At 64.2% G+C, this 19,836-nt stretch carries 20 protein-coding genes; 1 reads left to right on the top strand and 19 read right to left on the bottom strand.

Annotation, left to right across the window (positions count from 1 at the left end; genetic code table 11):
- Positions 1-14: 14 nt before the first annotated feature.
- Both LDZ23_RS33575 and LDZ23_RS33570 read right to left on the bottom strand, forming a co-directional pair.
- Entirely contained in the window at positions 15-485 is a 471-nt protein-coding gene (locus LDZ23_RS33575; protein ID WP_008345834.1) for a ribonuclease, read from the bottom strand.
- A 104-nt stretch (positions 486-589) separates the two neighbouring features.
- Positions 590-1,951 carry an MFS transporter gene (locus tag LDZ23_RS33570; RefSeq protein ID WP_008345836.1) on the bottom strand — a complete coding sequence of 454 codons (1,362 nt, stop codon included), beginning with the start codon at positions 1,949-1,951 and terminating at the stop codon, positions 590-592.
- Between the two features lie 142 nt (positions 1,952-2,093).
- On the opposite strand from LDZ23_RS33570, the gene LDZ23_RS33565 reads away from it, so the two are divergent.
- Positions 2,094-2,339 (top strand): hypothetical protein, encoded by a 246-nt coding sequence (locus tag LDZ23_RS33565; RefSeq protein ID WP_144403548.1) that lies wholly within the window; start codon positions 2,094-2,096, stop codon positions 2,337-2,339.
- Positions 2,340-2,393: 54 nt separating this feature from the next.
- On the opposite strand, the gene LDZ23_RS33560 is transcribed toward LDZ23_RS33565, so the two are convergent.
- The 17 genes from LDZ23_RS33560 to prpR form a co-directional block, all read right to left on the bottom strand.
- Complete coding sequence (locus LDZ23_RS33560) at positions 2,394-3,086, bottom strand: lysozyme inhibitor LprI family protein (RefSeq protein WP_144403547.1); 693 nt, start codon at positions 3,084-3,086, stop codon at positions 2,394-2,396.
- 194 nt (positions 3,087-3,280) lie between these two features.
- Positions 3,281-5,329 (bottom strand): sigma-54-dependent Fis family transcriptional regulator, encoded by a 2,049-nt coding sequence (locus LDZ23_RS33555; RefSeq protein ID WP_008345842.1) that lies wholly within the window; start codon positions 5,327-5,329, stop codon positions 3,281-3,283.
- A gap of 207 nt (positions 5,330-5,536) precedes the next feature.
- Positions 5,537-7,174: a molecular chaperone GroEL gene (groEL, locus tag LDZ23_RS33550; protein ID WP_008345844.1), complete on the bottom strand. Its 1,638-nt coding sequence runs from the start codon at positions 7,172-7,174 to the stop codon at positions 5,537-5,539.
- A gap of 28 nt (positions 7,175-7,202) precedes the next feature.
- The gene (locus tag LDZ23_RS33545) at positions 7,203-7,976 is read right to left on the bottom strand and encodes a metal-sulfur cluster assembly factor (protein ID WP_008345846.1); all 774 of its coding nucleotides are present in this window, start codon (positions 7,974-7,976) and stop codon (positions 7,203-7,205) included.
- A complete protein-coding gene (locus LDZ23_RS33540; protein ID WP_008345850.1) occupies positions 7,973-8,998 on the bottom strand; it encodes an amidohydrolase family protein in 1,026 nt (341 codons plus the stop codon). The genes LDZ23_RS33545 and LDZ23_RS33540 overlap by 4 nt, the downstream gene beginning before the upstream one ends.
- A 49-nt stretch (positions 8,999-9,047) precedes the next feature.
- Complete coding sequence (locus LDZ23_RS33535) at positions 9,048-9,401, bottom strand: MmoB/DmpM family protein (protein ID WP_008345851.1); 354 nt, start codon at positions 9,399-9,401, stop codon at positions 9,048-9,050.
- A gap of 24 nt (positions 9,402-9,425) precedes the next feature.
- Positions 9,426-10,511: an aromatic/alkene monooxygenase hydroxylase subunit beta gene (locus LDZ23_RS33530; RefSeq protein WP_008345854.1), complete on the bottom strand. Its 1,086-nt coding sequence runs from the start codon at positions 10,509-10,511 to the stop codon at positions 9,426-9,428.
- 44 nt (positions 10,512-10,555) lie between these two features.
- Complete coding sequence (locus LDZ23_RS33525) at positions 10,556-11,602, bottom strand: NADH:ubiquinone reductase (Na(+)-transporting) subunit F (RefSeq protein ID WP_008345856.1); 1,047 nt, start codon at positions 11,600-11,602, stop codon at positions 10,556-10,558.
- A 20-nt stretch (positions 11,603-11,622) separates the two neighbouring features.
- On the bottom strand, positions 11,623-13,293 hold the full coding sequence (locus LDZ23_RS33520; protein ID WP_008345857.1) for an aromatic/alkene/methane monooxygenase hydroxylase/oxygenase subunit alpha: 1,671 nt from the start codon (positions 13,291-13,293) through the stop codon (positions 11,623-11,625).
- A 173-nt stretch (positions 13,294-13,466) separates the two neighbouring features.
- Positions 13,467-13,658, bottom strand: coding sequence for a hypothetical protein (locus LDZ23_RS33515; protein ID WP_008345859.1), 192 nt, complete (start codon positions 13,656-13,658; stop codon positions 13,467-13,469).
- A gap of 19 nt (positions 13,659-13,677) precedes the next feature.
- Positions 13,678-14,778 (bottom strand): WD40 repeat domain-containing protein, encoded by a 1,101-nt coding sequence (locus tag LDZ23_RS33510; protein WP_034473658.1) that lies wholly within the window; start codon positions 14,776-14,778, stop codon positions 13,678-13,680.
- Positions 14,775-15,092 (bottom strand): hypothetical protein, encoded by a 318-nt coding sequence (locus tag LDZ23_RS33505; RefSeq protein WP_008345862.1) that lies wholly within the window; start codon positions 15,090-15,092, stop codon positions 14,775-14,777. Before LDZ23_RS33505 ends, LDZ23_RS33510 begins: the two co-directional genes overlap by 4 nt.
- Positions 15,093-15,151: 59 nt before the next feature.
- Positions 15,152-16,195, bottom strand: coding sequence for an NAD(P)-dependent alcohol dehydrogenase (locus LDZ23_RS33500; protein WP_008345864.1), 1,044 nt, complete (start codon positions 16,193-16,195; stop codon positions 15,152-15,154).
- A 284-nt stretch (positions 16,196-16,479) separates the two neighbouring features.
- Positions 16,480-16,791, bottom strand: a complete 312-nt coding sequence (locus tag LDZ23_RS33495) for a hypothetical protein (RefSeq protein WP_244808893.1) — start codon at positions 16,789-16,791, stop codon at positions 16,480-16,482.
- Positions 16,792-16,925: 134 nt separating this feature from the next.
- Positions 16,926-17,219, bottom strand: a complete 294-nt coding sequence (locus LDZ23_RS33490) for a GYD domain-containing protein (protein ID WP_008345865.1) — start codon at positions 17,217-17,219, stop codon at positions 16,926-16,928.
- A 290-nt stretch (positions 17,220-17,509) separates the two neighbouring features.
- Positions 17,510-17,650 (bottom strand): hypothetical protein, encoded by a 141-nt coding sequence (locus tag LDZ23_RS33485; RefSeq protein ID WP_244808892.1) that lies wholly within the window; start codon positions 17,648-17,650, stop codon positions 17,510-17,512.
- A gap of 76 nt (positions 17,651-17,726) precedes the next feature.
- Positions 17,727-19,667, bottom strand: a complete 1,941-nt coding sequence (gene prpR / locus LDZ23_RS33480; RefSeq protein WP_008345867.1) for a propionate catabolism operon regulatory protein PrpR — start codon at positions 19,665-19,667, stop codon at positions 17,727-17,729.
- Positions 19,668-19,836: the final 169 nt, after the last annotated feature.

The raw sequence follows: 19,836 nt of genomic DNA, 5'->3' as shown, positions 1-19,836 counted from the left end.
GACTACGTCTTCGATTACTCGGTGATGCGCTTGAAACTCGAGTAGTAATCGTCGGTGTAGTAACAGTCGCGGGTCTGCTTGCGCGGCCCGCCACATACGATCCGGCGCTGCCCGCGATCCGCCGAACCCGGCGTGCGAACCGTGTATGCACGGTAATAGCCGCGCGGATGTTCCGGCAGCAAGGTCGCGCTGTTGCGGAACAGGACGCCGTCCTCGCTGAAAGGGAACGGGCCGCCCGCTTTGATCAGACGGAGCGTTTCGGCGGCTTCCGCGGGCAACTGCGCGCGGGCGACGGCAGCGAGCGCGCCGTGCGGCTGCGCGCCCGATGCCGCTGCCGCGCCGCTCGCGGCCGACGCGGGCTGACTCGCCGCCTGACTCGCGGATGCACCCGCTTCCGATGCGGCTTTTTGCGATCCGTCCTTGTTGCAACCGCCGACGACCGCGCTCAACGCGACGATGCAGGAGAAACACCAGGCTCGCTTCACGGGACGGTTGTCTCCGGTTGACCAGCATTCGACGGATCACGAACGAATCAAGGTTATCGTTTATGACTGAGCGAAGCAACGACCGGGCGGAAATAACGGGAGCTTCATTCGGCCGCCCGCGCGGATAGCCTAAGCGCGTGCCTTGCACTCAGCGCCAGCAATACGCACGACAGCGCATTGAAGAGAAACAGTCCGCTCGGCCCGATGAGCGTCATCAACGCGGATGCCAGCGTCGGTCCCGTCATGCCGCCGAGAGAAAAGAGCACGAGCAGCATCGCCGACACTGCAACGCGCAGATGCGACTCCGTGCGGTCCTGCACATGCGACACGATCAGCCCGTATTGCGTGAACGTCACGGCGACATAAGCCAGCGTCGCGCACCATGTGACGATGCGAAAATCCAGGCAGAACAGCACGAGGCTCAACACCGCCGATGTCAACGAGGTCCATAGAACCAGACGCCGCCGGTCGATGCGATCAGACAGCCGTCCCATCGGGAACTGCGGCAGCAAAGCGCCGATCAGCGCAACGCCCATGAACGTCGCGAGTTCCTCCGTCGTGAAGCCCGAGCGTTGCAGATAGACGGGCATCAGCGCATAGAAGTTGCTGTAGATGAAGCCGGTCAGTATGCAGCCCGGCACGCCGAGCGGCGCCACGGCCATCATTTCGCGAAGGCTCTCTCCCCAGCTTCGCGCGGGCACGCGATCGAGATTCGCATCGTTCACTTTCACCGGCCAGCCTTCCATCAACGTGACCGGCAACACCGCCGCCGCAAAGAGCGCCGCGCTGATCGAGAACTGCTGCGCGCCGGACCCCGCGCCCACATTCAGCAGGAACTGGCCGCTGCCCACTGCCAGATAGTTGATCGCCGCGTACAGACCGAATACCTGGCCGCGCTTCTCGTTGTCGACGGTGCCGTTGAGCCAGCTTTCGACGGACGTGTACAAGCCCATGAACGCGACGCCCGTGAGAAGTCGCACGCCGCCCAGCACCCAGGGCGACTGCGCCGCGCCGAAAGCGAGCGCGAGAATCGAGGCCGCCGCCGAGAACGCGACGAACGTCCGATGCTGACCGATGCGATCGATCAGCCGCCGATTGACGACCGCGCCCAATATGAATCCGGCGTAATAGCTCGACTGGATCAGCCCCGTGACGAACGTCGAATAGCCCGACTGAAGGATGCGCAAGGGAATCAGCGTCTGAAACAGGCCGTTCCCCGCGACGAGCAGCGCGAGGCCGAACAGCAGACCGGCCAATGCGCGCATCGTGCCGGGCTTGCCGGCGGGCGCGTGCTGACCGGGATTGGCCGCCGCGGAATCCGGCCACGGCGGCGTCTTGCGCCCGAGGAGCGCCGCTTCGTTCAGCGGGCCGGTGCGGCCGACCGCCGATTCGTCGTGCTCCTCGCTCGCGGCGCGTTCGTGCATCGCATTTTCGCGGATTTCGTTCTCATGCTCGAGATCTGACATGACACCCCTGGATTCGCCTAAGCGACTCCATGATGACAGAAGCCGACGGCTCCTATCCGCCAGCGGTGCGGTCATCGGTCAATGCGGAACACGAAATAGTTGGTAAGAGCCGCGCTGCTTCCACGTCTTTTCCGCGCAATGGATGCGACTGGCCGTTGCTACGATCGGCTCCGGCCTCGTGCCTCGTATGCCGCACGTCGAAGACGTCTCTCCCGCCTACCGCAAACCGAATCGCTACATCATGCGCAAACTCATTACTTCCCTCATCGCGTTGCTGCTCGCCTTCATGCTCGGCGGATGCGCCACCACCGTAGGAAACATCGCTTTGGGAATGGGTCTGGGCGCGGCGGGCACGCTCGGCGGAATCTACTGCGCGCTGGCCTGCTGACGCGCTCGGGGCGACGCGTTCCTCCACGTCGCCCTTCACCGGATCAAGCCGAAACTAGAAAGCGATACGCACTTGCCGCTGCGCGCAGTCGCTCTTGCATGGCGTCGAAAGCGCGGGATTGTGCGTGATGTTCGCGTTCATCAACGGAGCGGCAGCAGCGGTCTCGTAGTGTGCGGATGACGCCGCGCGAAGCCGTTCGACGTTCACCTGTCCGACGACGGCGCTCTTCTTTTCGACATCGGCCGATGTCTTCGATTCAGCGCCGGCCTGTTCATCCTTCCCGCCGTCAAGCCCTTTCATCCGAAGCACGGCCGCTTCCGCCGACGGCGCAAGCCGCTGTTCGGCGATGCCGTACTTGATGTGCTCGGCAGTCTGCTTCTTTCCGTGCGCGACGTCCGCTTGCAGCTCGGAGATGCGCCGCGTGTACCAGTCGGTCACGCACGCCTTGTCCTTGCAGTTGCGCTGACGCCATTGCCATTGCGCCACGCGATCCGCATCGAGCGCGGTCGCGTCGGTCGTCGCGTCGTGCGCCTCGCGGAAAACGGCGGCCAGCTTATCGTCGAGCGATGAAAGTTCCGGGTCCGCACAGACGAGCCGCTCCGACGCGGACGCGTCATGCGGACAGCGAAAGCTCGCGGCATGCGATGCAGTCATCGCGCCGAGCGACGTCAACATCACGCACGCAACGAGACGCGCGCAGCGCCGCAAGTCGATGGATGGGCTGTGCAACTTCTTTCGTGTATTCATGTTTGGTTCGTTCTCGGAGATGTGTTCGTTCATTGGGCGTCGGCGGATTGAGTCGCCGTATCGAACGATATGGCATGCCTCGACAGATCGAATGCCCGATGAATGCACACTTCGCGTCAAACCTTACCGGGTGTTACTTTCTATTCGCTGCGGTAAGGGCGCGGCGCGCTGGCGATATCCGAGAACGGCTTGCGCTACGAACGCTTTTCGTCGACCGCAAGCCGATACTGCTCCATCTTGCGATACAGCGTGCTGCGCGACACGCCTAGGGCGCGCGCCGCCTGCGCCATGTTGCCCTGCGCATGCCGCAACGCACGCGCGATCGCGAAGCGCTCGGTTTCCTCGAGGCTGCCCGCGCCGGGCGTCGCGTTCGACATGACCGTGTCACGCACGGTCGGCGATTCATCGAGCACTTCCGGCGGCAGCTCGACCAGCGCGACGCGCTCGTCATTCGATGTCAGCAACAGGTTCTCGACCACGTTGCGCAACTCGCGCACATTGCCCGGCCACGAATAGGCGCGCAGCACTTCCATCACGATGTCGGGAAACTGCCGCGCCGGCACGCCGTGACGCAGCGCGAGCGAGCGGTTGAAGTGATCGATCAGCAGATCGACGTCGCCATCGCGCTCGCGCAGGTCCGGAATGCGAATCCGCGTGACGCCGACGCGATAGTAAAGGTCCGCCCTGAATCGCCCGCACTCGACTTCCTCGCGCAAATTGCGATTCGTCATGGCGAGCAGGCGCACATCCACGCGACGCGCCTGCGTATCGCCGAGCCGATAGATCACCCCTTCTTCGAGCACGCGCAACAGCACCGGCTGCAGTTCCAGCGGCAATTCGCCGATCTCGTCGAGGCACAGCGTTCCGCCATGCGCGAGTTCGAATCGTCCGGGACGTCCTTCCGCCGTCGCGCCCGTATAAGCGCCGCGCACGTGGCCGAAGAGTTCCGCGCCGATCAGTTCCTTCGACGCCGCCCCGCAGTTGTAGGCGACGAACGGTCCTTCGTCGGATTCCTCGCCGTGGATCGCGCGCGCGAACAGCTCCTTGCCGACGCCCGTTTCGCCTTCGATCAGCACCGGCACGCGCCGTCGCGCAAGCTGCCGTCCGCGTTCGATCGCGCGCTGCATCGCCGCGCTCTGGCAGATGATCTGCTCAAAGCGGTTGCGTTGCGGGTCGGCTTCGCCGCGCGGCTGCACTTGCGGCCCGACGCGGCGCGCGCCGCCCGCAAGACGCGACGCATTCGAGAGGCCGGAAGGCTGCGGCACGATCAGCATCGCGCCGATCGCTTCGCCGTCCGCGACGACCGGATTGAACCACTCGGGCCGCAGTCCTTGCGGCAGATGATTGGCCCAGTCCTCGACGGGGAAATGCTCGCCCATGCCGGGAAAGCGCTCGCCCGGATTGACCGGCAGTGCGATGCGCGCCGTCGTGTGCACGAGCCGTCCGTGCCGGTCGATGGCGATGAGCCCGGCGGCATCCGTCGAGGAAAGCCGCTGCAAGCAGAACGCCAGCAGACGCATGTGCTCGCGCGCCACCTGCTCCGCGAGCACCATTTCGATCTGGCGCGCGGCGGTGACGGCGAGCGTCAGATTGTTGATCTGATACGTCGATGGCGGCCCCGATATGTCCAGCACGCCGAGCACCGCGCCGGTCCCCGGTTCGCAGATCGGCGCGGCGGCGCAGCTCCATGCCTTGATGCCTTCGCAGAAGTGCTCGGAGCCGTGCACGTAAGTCGGCTGACGCGTGGCGAGCGCCGTGCCGATTCCGTTGGTCCCGGCCGATGCCTCGCGCCAGTCGCCGCCCGTCATCAGATGGATCTTTTCGCCGGCGTCGAGCGTGCGCAGATCGCCGGCCGCCTTGAGAATCACGCCGTCGGCGTTGGTCAAGAGAAGGATCGAATACGAATCCGCGAAGAGATCGGCGGTGGCCGTGAAAAGCCGGTCGGACGCCGCGAGCAGTTCGCGATGCCGCCAGCGCAGCGTGTTGATCGCATCGCCATGCACGGCGAACGGCGCTGCGCCCGAGGTCGGATTCACGCCCGATTGCAGACTTCGTTTCCATGATGCGATCAGTTCGGTCGGCGCGGCCGTGCTGATCTCGCCTGCGAGAAAACGCTCCCAGGCGAGCATGGTGTCGGTGTCGGAGTGATCGGCGGCGCTTGCGTCGGGCCGCGTCCACCCGGCGACGAAGGGGTCGCTCGCGCGACCGCCGCCAGCCGGCATACCGATGAGGCGCCTCGTCATGTGTCTCCTCCGTGCGAGGTGGAGCGCGGCCCGCTCTTGCGGCGGGCGTCGGCGCGACTCGCGGGGGCTGCTGCATCGGGATTCGCCGGCTTGGCCCGGCGATTGCGCAGCACAGTCCGCTGAGTATAGACCTCGTGCGTCTCTCGTCCTCTCGGGGAAAACGCCCCCGTTGGCGGCGCGCGCTGTGTCGCAGCGCAGCAGCGCGCGCTACTTGCGGCCGAGCAGCTCCGCGCCCGCGCCGAGCGCCGGGCCCGCCGTCGGATCGGTGATGTCGGGCTTCTTCGCGATGAGCGTCTGCGTCGTCAGGATCAGCGCGGCGACGGAGGCCGCGTTGCGCACGGCGCTGTAACTCACCTTCACGGGATCGATGATCCCGCGCGCGGCCAGATCGGCGATCTCGCCGGTGCGCGCGTCGAGTCCGGTCGCGCGATCCGCCTTCGCCACCTGCGCGACGATCGACGCGCCGTCCAGTCCGCAATTCGACGCGATCGTGAACAACGGCTTCGCGAGCGCGCGCTTGAGCAGCATCGCGCCGAGTTGCGCGGCGCCGTGGCTTCGCGCGATCAATCCGTCGAGTTGCGCCGATGCCCGCAGCAGCGCCGTGCCGCCGCCCGGCACCACGCCTTCGGCAATCGCCGCGCGCGCCGCGTTGATGGAATCCTCGATCAGATGAAGCCGGCGCTTCTGCTCGACGGGCGTCGCTCCGCCCGCGAGGATCATCGCGGTGCCGCCCGAGAGCTTCGCGAGGCGCACTTCGAACTTGTCGCGCTCGACGTTCTCCGGCGCCATGTCATATTGCCGCGCGACCTGCTGGCGTCGCGCCGATACGGCGGCGGGGTCGCCCGCGCCCGCCGTGATGATCGTCTGATTCGACGACACGCGCACCTGGCGCGCGCTGCCGAAGTCGCGCATGTCGATGGCGTCGAGCCGGCCGCCGAGATCGCGCGCGATGACGCGCCCGCCGGTGACGATCGCGATGTCTTCGAGCATCGCGCGCCGCCAGTGGCCGTATTCGGGCGGATGAATCGCCGCGACGCCGAAGCCTCCGTTGTCGCGATTGGCGAGCAGCGTGACGACGCACGCGGGCGCGACTTCCTCCGCGATGATGAAGAGCGCGCGCTTGTGCTCGTTCGCGAGCGCGAGAATCGCGGCGACGTCGTCCTGGCTTTGCAGGCGCTGATCCGTCATGAGAATGAGCGGATTGTCGAGCACGACCTGCATGCGTTCGATGTCCGTCACCATGTGATGCGAAAGATAGCCGCGGTCGAACGCCATGCCTTCCACCACTTCGAGCCGCGTCTCGACGGTCGAGCCGTATTCGACATCGACGATGCCGTCAGCGCCCACGCGCTCCAGCGCCTCGGCGACGAGACCGCCGGTAAATTCGTCGTTGGCGGCCACCACGGCGACCGCGCGCACTTCTTCCGGTCCGGAAAGCGGCGTCGCGGAACGCTTGAGCGCGTCGATCGTTTCGTACACCGCGGCTTCGAGGCCCTGCACGAGTTCGACCGGATTCGCGCCGTCCGCGAGACATTCGAGGCCCTGCTGCACGAGCGCATCGGCGAGCACGGTGGCGGTCGTCGTGCCGTCGCCGGCGACGTCGTTCGTCTGCTTCGACACTTCCCGCACGACCTGCGCGCCGATGTTCTCGAACGGATCTTCCAGCTCGATCTCGCTCGCGATGCTCACGCCGTCGCGCGAGATGATCGGCGAGCCGATCGGCCGGTCGATGATCGCGTTCATGCCCTTCGGCCCGAGCGTTCCGCGTACCGCCCGCGCGAGCTTGCCCACGCCCCGGCCGAGCGCCGCGCGCGCTTCTTCGTCATGCAACATGATGTTCGGCATCGTGTGCTCCTGTCTCCTGTCTTTCGATTTATGTCCGTATCGTCGATGCATCGCGCGTTCGCGGATAGAAGCGAACCGGCTTCTCTTCGACATCGTCGTAACGCGCCGCAAGAAGACCGCGGCATAGCGCGCTGTTGAACTCGGCGTTGACGCCCACGCGCCGCAACTCGCGCAGATACGCGCCGAGCGTCGCAGGATCGAGCGGCACGCCGTGTATGTCGATGAACGCGGGCTGCGCTTCGTCCATCGCGCCGCCGCATACGTGACGCCGTTCCATGTAACGCGAGATCAGATGCGCGCGTTCCGGCTCGTCGGCAAGCGATGCAAGCTCGCCGATGGTGAGCCGCACGAGCGCCTCCGCTTCGCGCCCGCTCGCCAGCAGATGCGCGAGCAACGCCGCCTGCCTGCGCTGAAATGCCTTGACGAGAAATGTCTGCCGCACCGCGTCGAGATCGTCGTTCGCGGCATCGCCGAATGCCTGCCGGAACGACAGGTTCTGCGCCATGCCGCGATTGATCTCGTTGGCGTACATGTGCTCGTCGAGCGTCATGCCGATGCCCGTCACCCACGGCAGATTCGCGATCGCCGCGCGCATGTCCGCCGCCATGAGATACGCGAAATTGGCGGCGCACCAGTACGTCGGAAGCCGGAAGGCGACGCTCACGCCGCCATCGGCATCGACATCGACGGACGTGACGAAGCCGAGCTCCGTCACCGACTCGTCGAGTTCCGGATCGATGACGGATGCGAGCCGCTCCCACACTTGCGCCGCCGGTTCGCTCACCGCGCTCGCGGCGCTCATGCGTGCGCGACCGCGCTTTGCGGCGTCTGTTCGAGCAGCTTCTTCTGCGCCTCGATATCGATGCCGTACAGACGCGCCGCATTCAGCCCGAGGATTTTCTTCTTCGCCTCCAGCGACAGCTTCGCGCCCGTTTCCTTCGCGACCGATTCGGGCAACTCGAACGCCATGAACTTGTCGATGAGCCACTTCGGCGACCAGATCGCGTAATCGCTGCCGTAGAGAATGCGGTCCTCGCCGATCCAGAACAGCAGCTCCGAAATCACATGCGCGAAGTATTCCGGCCGCGTGTGGATGAACGGCAGCACGACCGCGAGGCCGCCATACACGTTCGTCTCCTGCGTGGCGATCCAGCAGAAGTCATCGAGACGCGGCAAGCCGCAATGCTCGACGATGAAGTTCAGGTTCTGGAAGCTCGTCGCCACGTCGTCGATATCGGCGACATCGAACGCATCGCGATTGAGCGGCAGGATCGTCGGTCCTTTATGAACGTGAATGTTCCTGATCCCGAGCTTCTCGCAGCGTTCGAGAAACCGGTACGCGCCCGGATCGGAGAGCTTGTAGCCCTTGCTGTCGCCGCGCCATTCGGCCGTGTAGAGCTTCACGCCCTGAATCTTGTACAACTGCGCCAGCTCCTCGAGACGTTCGAGCCCCGCTTCGCCGTCACGCGGATCGAACGCGCCGTTCACGATGAACCGATGCGGATACTTCTTCTTCACCACATAGTTCGCTTCGGTGGTATTGAAGCCGTTCTTGTAGAAGTCGGTCAGATAGGTCGGCTGGCAGATCGCCATGTCGTCGTAACCGGTGACGAAAAGGTCTTCATACATGACCGCTTCGCCGTACTGGTCGAACTTTTCCTTCGGCCACAGGTATTCCTTCGGGCTCAGGTTCTTGTGATACGCATAGAAGCAGTCGATGAACTGCTGGCCATGCACGTTCTTCACGTTCGCCTTGCTGCCGTCCCAAAGATGAACGTGCCCGTCGATGATGAAAATGTCCTCGCCGTCCTGGGTTCTGAACATGTTGCTGTCTCCGTGGGGTTGTCGCTCGCGGGCGCACCCGCGAACGTTTTCATTCGTAGGCCATTGCGTCTTCCATGTTGCCGAACAGCACGACGGTATCGTCGTCGATCATCACCATCCGTCCGTAATGCGTCGATGTCGATATCTCGAACAGATGTGGCGTCATCTCGCGGCCCAGCACGTCGCTGATTTCGCCCATCTTGAACTCGATCTTTCCCTGCCCGTCGATGCGGATCATCGCGGGCAGATACGTCACGGTGATGCCCGGCTTCGTCGCCATCAGTTCCGCAATCGCGCGCGCCTCGACGCTGTCGTTCATCGTGACGCCGCATTGATGCGAGATGGTCTGATCGAAGCGAAGATCCTTGATCGGCTTGAAGATGTTGTCGGTATGCACTGACATGAGCGGCTCCTGTTCGCGGTGGATTCAGGCTTGAATGGAGAGCGAAAACGGAATGCCGACTTCCTTCGCGATCAGTTGCGCGCGCTCGACCGAACTGCTCAGGGCGTCGGTGTATTGCGCGGCTTTCGCGTGCGGAATGGACCAGATCGGCTGAAGATGCTTCGCGGCATCGGCGGCGAGCGCGCCATGCTTGTCGAGCCATGCGCCGAAGAGCGCGCGGTTCGCATCGCCATGCGCGGGATCGTTGGCAAGCATGTGGAACAGCTCGACCGCGTTGGCGAGATTGCGCTCGTAGTCGCCTTCGGCGGCGGATACCACGGTCGGCGTCACGAAGTCGTTCTGCGCGGCAGCCACTTGCATGATGAAGCCGCTGCGAAAGAGATCGCCGACGAGCGGCTCGAACACGACGTTCACCGCGAAATACTTTTCGAGGTAATCGGTCGCGCCGCCGATGGTTTCGATCGCGCGGCGCGTGCCCTGCCACATCGGATCGTTGAGCCAGTGCTCCTTGCCCGCATCGAGATCGAAGCCCGGCAGATCGAGCGCGATCTCGCCGAGATACAACGTCAAGTCCTGAGCGAAGCGCAGTTTGTACGATGCATTGGTCAGGATCGCGCTGTTGATCATCTGCGTGTAGCCGTAGCGCTGCGCGTGCATGGTCGCCGTGCCGAGCCCGAATTCCGCGTGCTTGTACGCGCCGAGATGATGTTCGAGCACCTTCACCCAGGCTTTGTCGAAGCGCTTGACCGCGCCCGAGCGCCGCGCATTGCCGATCGCGTTCGTAATCATTCCGACGATGGTCGACTGGCGCTGATAGTGCGTGCGCTCCCATTCTTCATCGACCGCGCGGAACGTGTGCCAGTCCGAGCATTGCGCGGCGGTCCACGTTTCGGAATAGGTCGGCGTGCCGTCGGCGAATTGCAGTATCCAGTCCTGAATGAGATAGCGCTTCGGGTCTGGCTGCACGTCGACGGTCATGTCTTCGTAATGGCTTGCCTTGCGTCCTTTCGGTTCGAAATAGTTGTACTTGCGGCTGTCCCAGCCCACGAACTGCGCCGCGCCCGCAGCGCCCGACTTAAGCGGCGATGACTGCTCCGTCGACGTACTCATGTCATGTCTCCTTTCCGATCAGCGAATATCAGGGCGACGGGCCGTCATCGGACCGCCTGCGTGAACTTGTCGAAATACAGCCGTTCCGGTTCTACGCCGGCCATTTGCAGCACCGGGATCACGGCGTCGATCATCGCCGTGGGACCGCACGTGTAGGCATCGATATCGCCTGCGAGCGCTTCGTCGCGCAAGGTGCGGCTCACGACTTCGTGGATGAAACCCGTCTCGCCCGTCCACTCGTCGGCGGCTTCGGCGTTCGAGAGCGCCGGTATGAAGCGGAAGTCCGGCAGCTTGTCAGCGAAGTCCGCGAACTCGTCGAGATAGAACAGATCGCGGCGCGTGCGCGCGCCGTAGAAGAAGCGCACGGGCCGCTCTTCGCCGCTCGCGACGTGGTCCTGCAAGATCGACCACAGCGGCGACATCCCCGATCCGCCGCCGACGAGAACCATCGGGCCGGGCTGATCCTCGCGTCGAAAGCAGGTGCCGTACGGACCTTTCGCGATCATCCGGTCGCCGGGCTTGAGACCTTCGTCGAGCCGCGACGAGAACGCGCCGTTCGGGTACTTCTTGATGATGAAGGAGAGGCGCCGTTCGCCATCGGGCGGATTGGCCATCGAGAAAGAGCGCGTGATGCCCGCCGATGGCAGCGTCAGATCGACGTACTGCCCCGCCCAGTAACGCAACGGACGGCTCAGTTCCACTTCGAGCAGCCTGATGTCGTGCGTGAGCGCGGCGATGCTCGTGACGGTCGCGTCGTATTCGGCGACGGGTATGGAGCGGCGCATCAGGTCTTCGTCGTAGTTGAGCAGTTCGACGGTGAGATCGCTGTAGGCCAGCGTCCTGCAAAGCAAGACGTGACCCGATTCCTTCTCGTAGTCGGGCAGCGCGAAGGTCGAATACTTCTTCATCTCGACGTCGCCTTCGACCAGCAACGACTTGCAACTGCTGCACTGCCCTTCCTTGCATCCGTGCATAACGGCGATGCCTTGACGGAACGCCGCTTCCAGCACGGTTTCGCCTTCCTCGACCGACATCTCCACACCGACCGGCTCGAAGCGGACCGTGTGCGTCACAGACTCATCGCCGCTCATACGCGCCTCCCTCGCATCGGTCAATTGCACGGATTGATCGTGAAGCCCGCGCGATACTCCGCGATGTGCTTCTCGCGCTGCTCCGGCGTCATCTCTCGTATCAACACGATCGGGCTTTGGATCGTGTGGCCGCGCACATCATCGAGCGTCCACATGTCGCGGTTGTCGAAACGCAGATGCGGTTGAGGCACGAGCGTCTTGCCGTCGCTGCGCACGAAGCCGAGATCCTTGATGCAATCCGCGAGGTCCCAGCCGTGATAGACCTCTTCCCATTCGCGGCGCCCGCTGAAACGGCCCATCGCAGGCGTCGGGCGGCCTTCGTATTCCGACGCGAACGCGACCTTGTGCGTCCATCGGCATAGCTCCGAGCAATACGTGTAGAGCTTGCCGTCGACTTCATCGACGCAGAAGTCCTCGCGAATCAGGCACGGCACGAGGCAGCTCCAGCAGCGATGCGGATACACGTAGCCGTTCTCCTGATCGAACAGCATGTTGGTCTGGCCGGGCACGCTCTTCTTCGCGTACCACTTCCAGTACTCGCCGAACTCCGCATACCAGCCGGGATACTTGTGCTCGAACCACTCGAAGTCTTTCTCGGTCTGCGCCTCGATGCGCCAGAAGTTCACCGGCCAGCCGACCGAGAAGAACTGCGCGACCTTGTGCACGTAGTTCTTCTTGACGAGGCGATCCCACGCGGCGGCGACATCGTCGTGATGAATCTTGATGCCGTACTTTTCGAGCGGCAGCATGTAGGTGCGGTAATAGTCTTCGTAGATCCACCGATGCCACAGCTCCGCATACGACTCTTTCTTCTTGTCGCGGTCCGTCGTGCCGTATTCGATGAACGTGCCGATAGCCGCATCGACGATCGCGTGGTTCTGCCAGAACGCGTAACGCAGATCGCGTTCGAGCAGCAGATGATTGTCGGGGTCGTTGATGACCGACATCATCAGCGAATGGCCGTTGCCGATGTGACGGCTCTCATCCGATTGCACGGAAAGGAACACCGTCGGCAGCGCGTAGTCGCCGTTGCGCGCGGCTTCCGACGGCATCGCGACGAACAGCGTATTCGTGAACGCCGTTTCCGCGACCACTTGCAGGAACACGTTGGCGGCCGTCACGGCGTCGCCGGTGAGGAAGCCTTCAGCGAACTGACGTCCGATGGTCGTCGCGTAGCACTTGCCGAACGCGGCTTCGGTGATGTCGAAACCCGCCGGATCGATGTAGTTCTCCATGTACCACTTCTTCAGATTCATCTGGATCGTCGAGTGGCGGAACTCGTCGACCATCTGCATCGTGAAGCCCGTGCGCAGTTCTTCGCCGGGCGCGAGACGGCCCAGCATCGCCATCGAGCGCGCGGCCGAGATTTCCGGGAACGGAATGATCGCGAGGAACAGCTTCATCCATTCGACCCAGCGCGGTTCGACATTGCGGAACATGTCGCCGCGCAGCGCGGCATCGAGCGCGCCGTAGACGCGGTTGTCCTTTTCCTCCTGCATCGGGAAATACGAGCGCAGCACCTGCTTCATCGGATCGCGCGGCGCCTTGCTGATCTTGTAGTCCGTCGGGAAGGTCATCGCTTCCTGAACGTAACTGGGTGTCCAGCCGAGATCGGCGACGCGTTTTGCCGCCTCGCCGATACTGATGCCTCGCTGGGATGTGATCTTGTTGAGCGTTAATGCTTCTGACATCGAGCTCTCCTTGTCCGGTTACAGGGCGATTGCGCCGTTTGCATCGGCACGGCAGCTTGAAGAGCGACAAGCGTGCCATCCGCGAATACGCCGTTTTTCATGGGTTTTCGATGCGCTTGTGTCGTGGAACGCGACGATCGAATTTCTTACGGTGTCCCGAATTGCGACATCACTCAATGGTCGACGATGATCTTGCTCGCGCTTGCATTCGCCGCATCCGCGACCGGCTGACCTTGTGCGATGAAACGCGCGGCGAGTATCAGCGCGCCCATCGCGAAGTCGCGGCCATGCGCGGCGATCATGTCGTCGGACAGCGCGCCGAGCCGCTCGAAAAACGCTTCCTTCGTGGATGCATCGGTCGTCATCTCCGTCTCCCTCGAGCGTCTAATGCGAACCTGAAATGCGGAATAGCGCGTGCGGCAAATACACGAGCGCGATCTCGCCGGCTTCGGTGCCATAGGCGAGACGCCCGCCGTCGGGCGCCCACGCAAGCGCGGATATCGCCGCGCCGCCGTTGGCCCGGACGAACAGCACGTCCGCGCCGCCGGGCTGGCACAACAGCACCGCGCCGCTTCGATAACCGACCGCGATCAGCGACAACGACGGATGACACGCGACGACACTCACCGGCGCGCTGCCCGCGACGCCGCATTCGCGCGGACGATCATCCGCATCGGGCGGATCGAAGCGCCAGCACACCGCGCGCGGTCCGCCGCTCGTGACGAGCACGCGGCCGTCCGCCGAGAACGACAGCGAGCCGGGCTGCAGCGCATAGCCGCCGAGTTCGATATCGTCGCCATCGGGAAGACGCCAGCCGTGCAGCGCGTTGCCTTCCGTGCCCGCGACGAGATACCGGCCATCGGGACTCCACGCGATCGCGCGCGGCGATCCGGCGCACGCAAAGAGCCGCGACGTCGCGGCGCGCGTATCCCACAGCGTGACGCCGCCCGCGTGAGCGATGGCGAGTCGCTGCGCGGTGGGCGCAAACATCAGCGCGGTCGATGAAGCGGGCAGCGTCAACTCGCTTTCCATCGCGCCGATGAGCCGCACCAGCGCGCCGCTCGCATACGCGCGCACGCCCGAGCGCGAGACGGCGACGTGATCGATTCGTCGGCCGTGCTGCGCTATGAGCTGGCGCACATTGCCATCGATGTCCATCTGCACGAGCCTGCCGTCATCGCCCGCGCTCAGAAAGCCGCCATCGGCATCGGCGGCGAGCCCGAGGCTCGCGCCATCGTGTATCGCAAAGCGCGCGAGCGGCGGCGGCGGCGCGGTGGCCTTGATCAACTCGACGCCGCGCGTCTCGTGCGCCTTGAGTTGCGGACCGCCTTCCCATTCGCCCGACGCGAGCACGAGCGTTCCATCGCCGAGCGTGAAGCCCGCGTGAGTGCCGCCTACATTCCACGTCGCCGCCGTCACGCTCGCGTGCGCCGTCCAGCACGCGCCGAGCAGCTCGACGAGCGGCGTGGGCGCGCTTACGTTCATCGCGGATCGCGGCCATGCGCGGTGCGCGTCGCCGCCTCCGCGTTCGCGAGCGCCGCCTCCAGACGCGCGCGCTCTTCCTCCAGCGCGCTCAGCGCCCGGTCCGCTTCCCAAAGCTGATCGCGCAGCATTTCGATGCGCAACAATTGCAGCGACGTGCGCGCTTCGGGCCGGCTCGCGGCCAGCGCGCTTTCGAGTTCGATTTCGACGCCCGCGAAACGGCTCTTGCTTCGCAGATGCTCCGAATTGATCCACGTGAGCTCGATCACGAGCCGCACGCGCTCCGATATGGGCGTGGGTTGGCCCTGCGCAGTCATGGCGTTCTCCGCTGAAAGCCTGGCTTGCGGGCCTCGTCTGTCGCGAGGCCGGCCGGTCGTTACGGAATGAGGACCGCGCGTCCTTTCACCTTGCCGTGATGCAGGTCGCGCAGCGCCTGATTCGCCTCGCTCAGTCGATACTCGCGCGTCGCGAGATGGACGAGTCCGCGATCGGCCAGCGCCATCAGCTCGACGAGTTCCGGATACGTGCCGACCAGATTGCCGACGATGGTCTTTTCGCTCGTGATCATGTCGATCGTCGGAATGTCGATCTTTCCGCCGTAGCCGACGATGTAATAGAAGCCCGCGTTGCGCGTCATCGCGAGACCTTGCGCGATCGCGTTGCCTTCGCCGACGAAATCGATCACGGCTTCCGCGCCGTTGCCTTGCGTGAGTTCGAGCACGCGCTCGACGGCGTCGTCGCCGCCCTGAACCGTATGATGCGCACCGCATTCCTTCGCGAGCGCGAGGGCGGTCTCCGATCGGTCGACGACGACGATCTCCGCCGCGCACAGCGCGTTCAGCACCTGAATGCCGATGTGACCCAGACCGCCCGCGCCGATCACGACGGCGAACTGCCCCGGCAAAAGATGACGCGATGCCTTCTTCGCGGCGCGATAGGCAGTGAGGCCCGCGTCGGTGTACGGCGCGACGTCCTTCGGCGCGAGCGTGGACGGCAGGCGGATCAGCGAACGTTCGCCGGTCGCGAGATATTCGGCATAGCCGCCGTTCGAGTTGATGCCGGGAAAACGGCTTTCGGTCGCGTGCATGTCGTCGCCGCGCCGGCACGCGAGACAGTGGCCGCTCGTGACGAGCGGATGGCAGATGACCGGATCGCCCACCTTGACGCTTTCGACGCCCCGCCCGACCGCCTCGACCCAGCCGGCGTTCTCGTGGCCCATGATGTAGGGCAGCGCGATATCGACCTTGCTGCGCCAGATGCCTTCGACGATATGCAGATCGGTCCGGCACACACCCGCGCCGCCGATCCGGACGATCACATCGTCGGGCCGCGAGATTTCGGGAGTGGGGACGTCTTGATAGCGGACGAATTCGTCGCGGGACAACGTTTCGTCGTACTCATGCAGCACGGCAGCCTTCACGTGATGTCTCCTTGTTCGTTATCGTCGATGCTTCGCCTGAAGCGATGCGCCGGGATAAGAGCAAGGACCACGCCAATCGCTAAGCGAGCGGGGGCATCGCGTGAGCCTGCGTGGATGGCCTTCGCGCTCTGTGATGACGGCATCGGCAGGGTGTGTCGCAAAATCGGACACCCTGCCGAAGTCCTGTCCATGCGGATGTCGCAACTTGCGACATCCGCCTGCTACGCATTGCAGCGCACAACGCCCGGCGACCCGATACATGGGTCGCCGTCTTTCATACCGCGTTATTGGCCGGCTGCCGGCGATACGACGCTCGGCGTTGCCAAGGTGTTGTTGCTCTTCGGCGCGGGCGCGTCGGACTTCGTCGTGCTGTTCGTGCTGCTCGGCAAGCCGCTATTGGGCTTGGCGGCCATGCCGCTGCCGGAATGGGTGGTGCCCGGCGTGCCATATGCGCCCGTCGCACCGTTCACCTGATTCGCCGGGCTGGCCGTGCTGCCCGTCGAGCCGCTCGATCCTCCCGCCGTCTGCGCATAAACGCCGCTCGACAGTGCCGCCGCGGCTACAGCCGCGATGAGTACGCCAATTGCCTTGTTCATGATCCGTCCCTCCTTGATCGGACTGGAAATTAGGACGCAGGCGTTTCCGTCTGCTCGATCATGAGTTGCGCAATGACCGTGCCGCGCCCGGGCACGCCAAATGCAGAGGTCGATGCGTTATTAAGTTATCCGATTCACTTCAATCCCCCGACGATGCGTTCCATCTCGCTTTCGCCGAACGCGCGCATCGTCGTCGATCGGACGTTGCCGAGTGCGCCGAGCGCGAGGCCGAGGCGCGTCGCGGTTTCATCGTCGGGTGCATCGAACGATGTAACGAGATCGTATGCGCCAAGCGTCCAGTGCAGTGCGCCGATGGTCGCGCCCATCGCCTTGCTCGCTTCGCGAAATGCGCGCGCGCGATCGACCGTGTCCTTCGCGGTACGCACGCCCTGATCGGTCCAATTCAGCAGCATGATGTAGGTAGCCATGGTGTCCTCATCGAATGAAAGTGAAGCGGCCGCACGTATTGACGCGCCGCGTTTTCTTTGCGTGCATAAAGAGGCAGAGAGGAAGCAGGACAAGGCGGCAATGGCGCATGAGCAACAGCGCTTCCGTTCGGGAAAGCCGCAGTATGGATATCGATTGACTGCGAAAAAAGTATAGGCGACGGCGACTGTTAACAGCGCGCTTTCACGGCGCGATCGCGGCGTCGCGAGACGAAAAAAAGCCCCGTCGGAAAATGCGAACGGGGCTCATCGCCTTCGGCTGCGAAACGCGCTTACTTGCAGTGGCGTTCCCAGTGATGATGCACTTTGACCTTGTGGCAAACCTGATGGTGATTGTGCGAAGCGGCGAAACCCGGAGCGACGGAAAAAAATGCCGCACCAGCGGCAAACACAGCAATGACAGCCTTTTTCATGAGTTCGTTAGGTTCTGGATTGGGAAAGAGAGGAGATGCTAGCAGCGCGAGCTTACGGACACATTTACGCGGCTCGTCAGCTTTTCGGCTTCGCGTTGAGCCTTCGCCACAACGTCGTCTTGCTGATGCCGAGCGCCTTGCAGACGGCATCGCGATCGCCGCCGAACGCAGCCAGCGATGCGCGGACCTGATCGGCTTCCACCGATCGGCTGAGATCGCGCAGCGAGCGGTCCGCGTTTGCGTCGGACTTGTCCTCGAACAGCTCAGGCGCGATCGCTTCCAGTTCGTCGAGCGCGAGTGCAACGGGCGCATCCCGATCCGATAACTCCACCGCGATACGCTCGACGATGTTCTGCAACTCGCGAACATTGCCCGGCCACGGATATCGGCACAGCGCATCTTCCAGCGGCGCGAGCACGCGCGCCGCCGCTTCGCGATCGGGCACGCGCGACGCAAGCGCCTTGTCGCGCCGCGCGGCCTGTGCCAGCAGCGCGGTCGCCAACAGCAGGACGTCGCTGGAACGTGCGCGTAACGGCGGCAACGCGATGCTCAGAATATTGATGCGATAAAAAAGATCGGCGCGAAACGAACCATCGGCGACGCCTTGCGCGAGCGTGCGATGCGTCGCCGCGATCACGCGAATATCGACGCGCGTCGGCTCCGTCGATCCGAGCCGTATCACTTCGCGCTCCTGCAGCACGCGCAGCAGCCGGCTTTGCAGCGACGGCGGCATCTCGCCGATTTCATCGAGAAACAAGGTGCCGCGATGCGCCGCCTCGATCAGCCCCGCCTTGCCGCCCTTGCGCGCGCCGGTGAACGCGCCCTCCTCGTAACCGAAAAGCTCGCTTTCGAGCAGGGCTTCGGGAAACGCGCCGCAGTTCATCGCGACGAACGGAAAGTCCTTGCGGCGGCTCAGGCGATGCATGCTCTGCGCGACCATCTCCTTGCCCGTGCCGCTTTCGCCGAGAATCAGCACGGTGGCGTCGGATTTCGCGTAGCGGCGCACGAGCGAACGCACGCGCTCGATCGACTCCGATTCGCCGACGACATCCTCCAGCCGATAACGCGCGACGAATTCCTGCGCGCCCTGCCGCGAGCGCAGCGTCCGGTCGAGCCGCTCGACCGCGCGCGATTCCTGGAAGGTGAAGATCGTGCCGCCCGACGCGCCATCGCTTGCGAGCGGTCCGCGATGGATCGCGTAGCTCACGCCGCGCACCGCGCCGAACACGTCGCCGTCGGCGGAAGGCAGCACGCCGTCGAGTTCGGGCGCGACATCGAGCAACGCCTGTCCGACGGCGCGCGACGCATCCGCGATGCCGAGCGCGGCGGCGAGCCGCCGATTGATCGCTTCGATGCGGCCGAGCGCATCGACGGCGACGACGCCATCGCGAAGATGCTGCAACAGGTTGTCGAGCCGATTGCGCCGCGCGACTTCGCGGCGCATCGCCTGCGCGACTTCGAGCGCCGTCTCGAACGCGGCGACGACCGACGTGCGCGAATACAGAAACACCGCGCTCATGCCCGCGTCCGCCGCCAGATCCGCGACGAGGCCGGGGCCGACGACCACATCGACGCCGCGATCACGCAGATCGAGCACGAGGTTTTCGGCGTCCTGCGCCGAGCGATAGGACGCGCAAATCACGTCGATGCCATACACGGCGAGGAAGCGGCGAATTTCCGCGGGCGTGTCGCCGTGCGTGACGAGCGCGACGCTCGCGCCCTCGCGCCGCGCCTTCGTGAGCGCATGCATCACGTCGAAGCCGGTCGGACTGATGACGACGACCGGCACCGACACGCGGCTCTTCAGATAAGCGCCGTTCGAGCCGCCCGCCACGACGACATCCGGCCGGCCGTCGCGCGCCGATTCGATGCTGTTCGCGGCATCCTCGAAGCCGAGCGCCACGACATCGAGTTCGGCGCGCTCGGCGTAGGTGTCGACGAGATCGATGAACAAATCCCTTAGCCGGCTGATGCCGACCGCCCAGATGCGCGGGCGCGAGGCGGTTTCGGTTTGCATGATCGTCTGCGCAAAAAAAATCCAGTATGCGCTACGGATTTCAGTTTCGAAACAGGAAATTTCAGACGTGAAATCAAGCGCTGGGAGCCGAAACGTCTAAACCACGAAAAATCAACGAGTTAGAAAAATATCGCAAGATGGCAAGGTAGTTGCTTTTATACGCAGCACT

This window comes from Caballeronia zhejiangensis (assembly GCF_022879815.1).
Taxonomy (GTDB): domain Bacteria; phylum Pseudomonadota; class Gammaproteobacteria; order Burkholderiales; family Burkholderiaceae; genus Caballeronia; species Caballeronia zhejiangensis.
The sequence above is the reverse complement of the archived record's forward strand: the minus strand, read 5'-3'. Positions and strand labels throughout refer to the sequence as shown.

Bases quoted from the DNA above. Each gene is read 5' to 3' on its own strand.
- LDZ23_RS33570 (WP_008345836.1), bottom strand. From the start codon at position 1,951: ATGTCAGATCTCGAGCATGAGAACGAAATCCGCGAAAATGCGATGCAC.
- LDZ23_RS33565 (WP_144403548.1), top strand. From the start codon at position 2,094: ATGCGACTGGCCGTTGCTACGATCGGCTCCGGCCTCGTGCCTCGTATG.
- LDZ23_RS33560 (WP_144403547.1), bottom strand. From the start codon at position 3,086: ATGAATACACGAAAGAAGTTGCACAGCCCATCCATCGACTTGCGGCGC.
- LDZ23_RS33555 (WP_008345842.1), bottom strand. From the start codon at position 5,329: ATGACGAGGCGCCTCATCGGTATGCCGGCTGGCGGCGGTCGCGCGAGC.
- groEL (WP_008345844.1), bottom strand. From the start codon at position 7,174: ATGCCGAACATCATGTTGCATGACGAAGAAGCGCGCGCGGCGCTCGGC.
- LDZ23_RS33545 (WP_008345846.1), bottom strand. From the start codon at position 7,976: ATGAGCGCCGCGAGCGCGGTGAGCGAACCGGCGGCGCAAGTGTGGGAG.
- LDZ23_RS33540 (WP_008345850.1), bottom strand. From the start codon at position 8,998: ATGTTCAGAACCCAGGACGGCGAGGACATTTTCATCATCGACGGGCAC.
- LDZ23_RS33535 (WP_008345851.1), bottom strand. From the start codon at position 9,401: ATGTCAGTGCATACCGACAACATCTTCAAGCCGATCAAGGATCTTCGC.
- LDZ23_RS33530 (WP_008345854.1), bottom strand. From the start codon at position 10,511: ATGAGTACGTCGACGGAGCAGTCATCGCCGCTTAAGTCGGGCGCTGCG.
- LDZ23_RS33525 (WP_008345856.1), bottom strand. From the start codon at position 11,602: ATGAGCGGCGATGAGTCTGTGACGCACACGGTCCGCTTCGAGCCGGTC.
- LDZ23_RS33520 (WP_008345857.1), bottom strand. From the start codon at position 13,293: ATGTCAGAAGCATTAACGCTCAACAAGATCACATCCCAGCGAGGCATC.
- LDZ23_RS33515 (WP_008345859.1), bottom strand. From the start codon at position 13,658: ATGACGACCGATGCATCCACGAAGGAAGCGTTTTTCGAGCGGCTCGGC.
- LDZ23_RS33510 (WP_034473658.1), bottom strand. From the start codon at position 14,778: ATGAACGTAAGCGCGCCCACGCCGCTCGTCGAGCTGCTCGGCGCGTGC.
- LDZ23_RS33505 (WP_008345862.1), bottom strand. From the start codon at position 15,092: ATGACTGCGCAGGGCCAACCCACGCCCATATCGGAGCGCGTGCGGCTC.
- LDZ23_RS33495 (WP_244808893.1), bottom strand. From the start codon at position 16,791: ATGAACAAGGCAATTGGCGTACTCATCGCGGCTGTAGCCGCGGCGGCA.
- LDZ23_RS33490 (WP_008345865.1), bottom strand. From the start codon at position 17,219: ATGGCTACCTACATCATGCTGCTGAATTGGACCGATCAGGGCGTGCGT.
- LDZ23_RS33485 (WP_244808892.1), bottom strand. From the start codon at position 17,650: ATGAAAAAGGCTGTCATTGCTGTGTTTGCCGCTGGTGCGGCATTTTTT.
- prpR (WP_008345867.1), bottom strand. From the start codon at position 19,667: ATGCAAACCGAAACCGCCTCGCGCCCGCGCATCTGGGCGGTCGGCATC.